At 63.9% G+C, this 5,459-nt stretch carries 12 protein-coding genes and 1 pseudogene; 9 read left to right on the forward strand and 4 right to left on the reverse strand.

Annotated features, from left to right (window positions below; all coding sequences use genetic code 11):
• The coding region (locus KBZ07_RS15545) for an ATP-binding protein (protein ID WP_254932457.1) at positions 1-683 on the forward strand (683 nt) is incomplete at its 5' end.
• Between the two features lie 40 nt (positions 684-723).
• On the opposite strand, the gene KBZ07_RS15550 is transcribed toward KBZ07_RS15545, so the two are convergent.
• Genes KBZ07_RS15550 through KBZ07_RS15560 form a run of 3 tightly spaced genes read right to left on the reverse strand, consistent with a single transcriptional unit; the run spans position 724 to position 2,340 of the window.
• Positions 724-1,587 carry an ABC transporter permease gene (locus KBZ07_RS15550; protein WP_254932458.1) on the reverse strand — a complete coding sequence of 288 codons (864 nt, stop codon included), beginning with the start codon at positions 1,585-1,587 and terminating at the stop codon, positions 724-726.
• Positions 1,588-1,604: 17 nt separating this feature from the next.
• A complete protein-coding gene (locus KBZ07_RS15555; RefSeq protein WP_254932459.1) occupies positions 1,605-2,060 on the reverse strand; it encodes a TA system VapC family ribonuclease toxin in 456 nt (151 codons plus the stop codon).
• Positions 2,041-2,340: a hypothetical protein gene (locus KBZ07_RS15560; RefSeq protein ID WP_254932460.1), complete on the reverse strand. Its 300-nt coding sequence runs from the start codon at positions 2,338-2,340 to the stop codon at positions 2,041-2,043. Before KBZ07_RS15560 ends, KBZ07_RS15555 begins: the two co-directional genes overlap by 20 nt.
• Positions 2,341-2,484: 144 nt before the next feature.
• Here KBZ07_RS15560 and KBZ07_RS15565 point away from each other — a divergent pair, with 144 nt between their 5' ends.
• The 8 genes and pseudogenes from KBZ07_RS15565 to KBZ07_RS16385 all read left to right on the forward strand — a co-directional run bounded on the left by KBZ07_RS15565 (position 2,485) and on the right by KBZ07_RS16385 (position 5,246).
• A complete protein-coding gene (locus KBZ07_RS15565) occupies positions 2,485-2,709 on the forward strand; it encodes an AbrB/MazE/SpoVT family DNA-binding domain-containing protein (RefSeq protein WP_254932461.1) in 225 nt (74 codons plus the stop codon).
• 5 nt (positions 2,710-2,714) lie between these two features.
• Positions 2,715-2,870 carry a type II toxin-antitoxin system PemK/MazF family toxin gene (locus KBZ07_RS15570; protein ID WP_254932462.1) on the forward strand — a complete coding sequence of 52 codons (156 nt, stop codon included), beginning with the start codon at positions 2,715-2,717 and terminating at the stop codon, positions 2,868-2,870.
• 201 nt (positions 2,871-3,071) lie between these two features.
• Positions 3,072-3,341 (forward strand): CopG family transcriptional regulator, encoded by a 270-nt coding sequence (locus tag KBZ07_RS15575; protein ID WP_254932463.1) that lies wholly within the window; start codon positions 3,072-3,074, stop codon positions 3,339-3,341.
• Positions 3,338-3,823 (forward strand): TA system VapC family ribonuclease toxin, encoded by a 486-nt coding sequence (locus KBZ07_RS15580; protein ID WP_254932464.1) that lies wholly within the window; start codon positions 3,338-3,340, stop codon positions 3,821-3,823. Before KBZ07_RS15575 ends, KBZ07_RS15580 begins: the two co-directional genes overlap by 4 nt.
• A gap of 69 nt (positions 3,824-3,892) precedes the next feature.
• Positions 3,893-4,144, forward strand: coding sequence for a FitA-like ribbon-helix-helix domain-containing protein (locus tag KBZ07_RS15585; RefSeq protein WP_254932465.1), 252 nt, complete (start codon positions 3,893-3,895; stop codon positions 4,142-4,144).
• Positions 4,144-4,542, forward strand: a complete 399-nt coding sequence (locus KBZ07_RS15590; RefSeq protein ID WP_254932466.1) for a type II toxin-antitoxin system VapC family toxin — start codon at positions 4,144-4,146, stop codon at positions 4,540-4,542. The genes KBZ07_RS15585 and KBZ07_RS15590 overlap by 1 nt, the downstream gene beginning before the upstream one ends.
• A 107-nt stretch (positions 4,543-4,649) precedes the next feature.
• A pseudogene (locus tag KBZ07_RS16380) lies at positions 4,650-4,877 on the forward strand (response regulator transcription factor); the annotation flags it as partial.
• A 105-nt stretch (positions 4,878-4,982) separates the two neighbouring features.
• Positions 4,983-5,246: a winged helix-turn-helix domain-containing protein gene (locus KBZ07_RS16385; protein ID WP_315860181.1), complete on the forward strand. Its 264-nt coding sequence runs from the start codon at positions 4,983-4,985 to the stop codon at positions 5,244-5,246.
• Here KBZ07_RS16385 and KBZ07_RS15600 read toward each other — a convergent pair.
• Positions 5,215-5,459 (reverse strand): hypothetical protein (locus KBZ07_RS15600; protein ID WP_254932467.1); only part of this gene is annotated, 245 nt, incomplete at its 5' end. The two genes, KBZ07_RS16385 and KBZ07_RS15600, sit on opposite strands and share 32 nt — an antisense overlap.

The following is a 5,459-nucleotide window of genomic DNA, read 5'->3' on the forward strand; positions in this document are numbered from 1 at the left end:
AGGCAGTGGATCCCCAGGCAACCCTGGCGGCCTATGCCTCGCTGTATCTGCAAGAAGAGGTGCAGGCAGAAGCCCTGGTGCGTCAGATCGGGGATTTCGCAAGGTTTCTAGAGGTGATTAGCTTTTCGCAGGGCTCATTACTAAACCTGGCAAACCTGGCCCGGGAAACCGAGATACCCCGCAAAAGGGCCGAAAGCTATCTGGGAATTCTTGTGGATCTGTTGATCAGCTTTCGACTACCGGTGTTTCAACGACGGGCCCAGCGGCAGCTGGTGCAGCACCAGAAGTTTTTCTGCTTCGATGCCGGAGTTTTTCGCTCCCTCAGGCCCCGCGGCCCGCTTGATGCACCGGAAGAGATTGGCGGCATCGCTCTGGAATCCCTGGTGGCACAGCACCTGCGGGCGCTCTGCCAGCTGCGGCCAGGAGGGGCCCAACTCAGCTTCTGGCGCACCCGATCTGGATTGGAGGTGGATTTCGTTGTGTATGGCCCAGACCTGTTTATGGCAATCGAGGTGAAACACAGCAGGCGCATCGATCGGAGCGACCTCAAGGCGCTGCGGGCCTTCGGCGAGGACTACCCGGAGGCAGAGCGCTTGCTGCTCTCCTTTTGCCCAGAACCGCTGCTGATCGATGGCATCCGCTGTGAACCGCTGGAAGCCTGGCTTAGGCAGCTGCGCCCCTGAAGGAGCCAGGCTTCTGCTCTGGGCTTTCAAGATCTGGGCTTCAGGATCCCGTCCGCTGGGCGCTGCCACCGCTGAGCCAGGTCTCGAGGCCTTCACCTAAAAACGACAGCCCCAGCACCAGCACAAACATGGCCAGGCCCGGGTAGAGGGCGGTCCACCAGATGCCGGTGGGCACGGCGGTGAGGGCCTGCTGCAGGTCGCCGCCCCACTCGGGGATGGTTTCGGGCAGGCCCAGGCCAAGAAAGCCGAGGCCACCGAGCACCAGCACGGCATCGGCGGCGTTGAGGGTGAGCAGCACCGGCACCGAGGTGATCACGTTGCGCAGCAGGTAGCGGCGCAGGATCCAGATCGGGCCGGCGCCAAGCGACTGGGCCGCCTCCACAAACAACTCGGCCTTCACCTGGGCGGTTTGGTTGCGCACCACCCGGAAGTATTGGGGGATGTAGACGACGCAAAGGGCGGCGGCGGCATTGGGCAGGCCCCGGCCCAGCAGGAAGGCCAGCACAACCGAGAGCAGCAGCACCGGCAGGGTGTAGAGGGTGTCCATCAGCAGCACCAGCACCCGATCCACCCAGCCGCCCAAGTAGCCGCTCACCATGCCAAGCGGCACACCGATCAGCAGGGCGATCACCAGGGCCAGCAGCACCACCTGCAGGGCCACGCCACTGCCGGCCAGGGTGCGCACGCACACGTCGCGGCCCAAACGATCGGTGCCGCACCAGTGGCTCAGCGAGGGCTGGGCGTAGATCGGATTTTGCAAGCCGGAGTTGGGATCGGCCAGCCAGCCGGCATGCACCAGCAGCGGCGTGAGCAGGGCCACCAGGGCGTAGGCCACCACGATCACCAACCCCCAGCGGGCCATGCGGGCCGAGAGGCTGGGGGCGCGGCGCAGCGATAGGAGCATGGCGCGACCTTACGCAGCTAGGCGGCGTGAGGCAACAGCCACAGATCCAATCCCTGGGGCTGAAAGCTGCGGAAATCGCGATCGAAGCTGATCAAACACCAGCCGCCCGCAATGGCCACGGCAGCCAGATAGGCATCCATCCAGCGCTTGGGGGCCACCTGATCGACAGCGGCCAACCTGGCCCAGTGGGCCATCACCCCGGGCGGCTCCTCCACAAACGCCACCTGCCGAAGCACCAACCACTGCTCAAGTGCTGCCATGGCATCGGCATTGGTAGCTCGTTCCACTCCGCACGAGCGAAACACGGCCGCGGTGCTGGCTAGGCGCAAAAAACTCTGCTGCGTGGCCCGGCACCACAGCCAAGGATCGGCGGGTGTGGCAGCCAAGAGCTCCTGACGGGCGCTTTGATGACAGGGATGGCCTTCAAAAGTGGCGGCCAACCACACGTTGGTGTCAACCAGGGAAGCCGGCACGCTGCTGGTCCTCCGCCGCCAGGGTGGTGTGCTCGAGCTCCAGAAGCTCCTGCAGCGAGGGGATTTGCGGCGCCACAGCTGGATCGCGGCGGAACACCGGCAGGCCATCGGCCGCCAACTCAAGTGGACTGCCTGGCCGGGTTGCTGGCTTGGCACCCACCTGGCTCAATCCCTGGCGAATGAACTCGGCAACCAGGTCTTTAAAGGGGCGACCTTCATGCAAGGCGCGCTGCCTGGCCTGATGCAGCAGTGTGTCTGGCAGATCGATGGTGGTTTTCACGGTCGACGCCCTCAGCAGCCACAAAAGCCAGTTTACTGGCATGCCAGCAAGCATGCCCAGCTGACCATGCGAGCCGAAAGGCTTCCTTACCGAAAGGAGACCTCAGCCCTAGGGTGGGATACCGAGGGCATTGGTGAGAGGGTGATGGAGGTCGCAACCCATACGGCCAAGGGGCAAGTGACCGTACCCAAGGCGGTGCGTGAAGCCTTGGGGCTGCGGCAGGCGGATCAACTCAGCTGGGAGATGGAAGATGGCTCGGTCCGCGTGCGGGCAATTGCTCCACTCGACCTGGCCTACTTACGCAGCCTCGATGCCAGCCTGCAGGAGTGGAGCAGCCCAGCGGATGAGGAAGCCTTCGCCGGGCTATGAAGCCGTTGGAACGTCATTCGCTGGTTCTGGTGCCGTTCCCCTTCACGGATCGCGCCACCCAGAAGCGGCGACCGGCGGTGGTGCTGTCTTCACCCGACTTCCAGCGCGCCTCAGGCCACGTGCTGCTGGCGATGGTGACGTCGGCCAAACAATCCGCGTGACCCCTGGATTGGAGGATCCAACACCACCAGGCCGCCGGCCTGCCCCAGCCCTGCCTGGTGCGCTTCAAGGTGTTCACGCTGGATGAACGCCTGATCCTGAAGACCCTGGGACACATGGCCCCGCCCGATCGCGATGGGGTCGCAGCCCAGCTGCACAAATTGGTGGGCTGAGAACGAGGCTGAAGATCGCGGCTAAGGTTGATGATTGATGCCTCACACCAGATGCGCACCACCCTGCGGCTGGATGACGACGTGCTCTCAGCAGCACGGGTGCTGGCTCGCGAACAGCGCCAACCCATCGGGAACGTGATCAGCGACTTGCTACGCCGCGCCCTAACCACCCCAGGGCCAGCAGATCCCGGCAGCCCGCCGCCGGAGCAGCGCAATGGGTTTCCGTTGCTGCCCCTGCAACCCAGCGGAGGCCCCGTGGATCTTGAGCTCGTCAACAGCCTGCGGGAGGACGGGGAGTGATCCCTGTTGCCCTGCTCGATGCCAACGTGCTAATCGCCTTAATCGACCCAAGGCATGTGCACCACGAGAGCTGCCACCGCTGGTTTTCCAGCCGGGGCGAAGCTCCCTGGGCCAGTTGTGTGATCACCCAGAACGCAGTCCTGCGGATCGTGGGGCATCCCCGCTACCCGAATTCCCCGGGATCGCCGGCGGTGGTGAGCCGGATCCTGGAGGAGCTGGTTGGCCATCCGCAGCACCGGTTCTGGGCAGACGCCCCGAGCCTGCTGGGCCTTAGCCATGTCAACCCCCGGGCCCTGGTGGACTCGGGCCAGATCACCGACACCTATCTCCTAGCTCTGGCGGTGCAACAGGGAGGGGTGCTGGCCAGCCTCGACCAACGCCTCACCACCGTTGCCGTGGCAGGCGGGCAGGCCAGCCTCGAGCTGATTGCCACGGACACCGCAGGCTTGGCAGGTCATGCCCCTGAACGCGCCAGCCAGTAGCTGGAGAGCCCAAGCAAGTGCATGCATAACGCATGCGCTTGCATTAAAGTGTTTACCGAGCCCGACACGATGACGATGCCGTCGCTTCAGATTCGCGACCTGCCCGAACCACTGCATCGGCTGCTGCAGCGGCGTGCCCGGGCCCACAAACGCAGCCTCAGCCAGCAGGCCTTGTCCGACCTGGAAACCCAGGCGGGCGGAGATCCCCGTCTACGGCGCCGAGCGGCCCTGGAGCGCATCGAACAACGCTGGTCACAGAGCCCGCCCCTGAAGTGGTCCCAGTCCCCGGAAGATCTGGTCCGGGCCGACCGGGAGCGCTAATGGACGCCATGCCGACTTGTGTGCTGGATGCCTCTGCAGCGATCCGGGTGATAACGGGCGATCCGGTGGGGTCCAAGTGGCTGGATCAACTCAAACAGGCCCCGCTGGTCCTGGCACCAGAGTTGATGTTGAGCGAAGTAGCCAACACCTTGTGGAAACTGCAGCGCGGCGGCAACCTCAACGGAATTGATCCGCAGGCCCTGCTGGCGGATGCCCGCGATCTGGTGGATCAAATCGAACCGGATCGCCACCTACAGGTGGAGGCACTGGCACTGGCCTGCCACCTCGACCATCCTGTCTACGATTGTCTTTACCTTGCCCTAGCCAGGCGAGAGGCAGCCCAGCTATTAACGGCTGATCAGCGCCTTGAGGGACTTGCCTCCAAGGTGCTGCCGTGAAACTCATACCCAGCCCCCGCCTACTGATCGTCGACGACGACCCGGAGCTGCGGATGTTTCTGCGCACCGAGCTGGAGATCGAGGGCTAAGCCTGCACGGAGGCGGCCAGCGGCCAGCAGGCCCTGGGGTTGATCCGCGCCGAATCCTGGGACCTGCTGCTGCTGGATTGGACCCTGCCGGATTTCAGCGGTGTGGAGATCTGCCGGCGCTTGCGGGGCAGCGATGATCACACGCCGGTGCTGATGCTCACCGCCCGCGACGACGTGCGCGAACGGGTGGAGGCGCTCGATGCCGGCGCCGACGACTACCTCACCAAACCCTTTTCAATCGAGGAGCTGCTGGCCCGGGGACGGGCACGGCTGCGCAGCACCAGCAAATCCAGCAGCGAGCCGGAAATACTGCAGCTAGCGGATCTGCAGCTCACTGCGGCCAGCCGGGAGGTGAGCCGGGGCGGCGAAAGCATCACCCTCACCGGCAGGGAATTTGAGCTGTTGCACCTGTTACTGCGTCAGCCCAATCAGGTGCATAGCCGCGAAGCGATCCTCAACGCGGTGTGGGGCGAACAATGGGTAGGCGACGACAACGTGCTTGATGTCTATATACGGGCGCTGCGCCGCAAGCTAGAGAGAGAGGGCCAACCCACCCTGATGCAGACGGTGCGCGGCGTGGGCTTCATGCTGAAGGAGGCACCCCCAAGGGCCTAAGCAGATCGAGGGCCCAATCCGGGAGTGGATCTTGGTAGCGCTGCTCAAGGCCAGCAATGATTGTGGCTACAGGCAAAAACGGATTATCAGCAGAGGAATTATCAACAAGACGCACTTGATCGCAAAGGGGCAATGAAGCCTTTACATTTTTGAGCAGTCGGGGGATACGGCTGATCACCTTTTCAGCCGGAACGTGATGACCACCCTCTGATA

It is taken from the genome of Cyanobium sp. BA20m-14 (assembly GCF_024346295.1).

Coding starts and splice junctions, on each gene's coding strand:
- KBZ07_RS15565 (WP_254932461.1), top strand. CDS start 2,485: ATGGAGGTCGCAACCCATACGGCCAAGGGGCAAGTGACCGTACCCAAG.
- KBZ07_RS15575 (WP_254932463.1), top strand. CDS start 3,072: ATGATTGATGCCTCACACCAGATGCGCACCACCCTGCGGCTGGATGAC.
- KBZ07_RS15550 (WP_254932458.1), bottom strand. CDS start 1,587: ATGCTCCTATCGCTGCGCCGCGCCCCCAGCCTCTCGGCCCGCATGGCC.
- KBZ07_RS15585 (WP_254932465.1), top strand. CDS start 3,893: ATGACGATGCCGTCGCTTCAGATTCGCGACCTGCCCGAACCACTGCAT.
- KBZ07_RS15590 (WP_254932466.1), top strand. CDS start 4,144: ATGGACGCCATGCCGACTTGTGTGCTGGATGCCTCTGCAGCGATCCGG.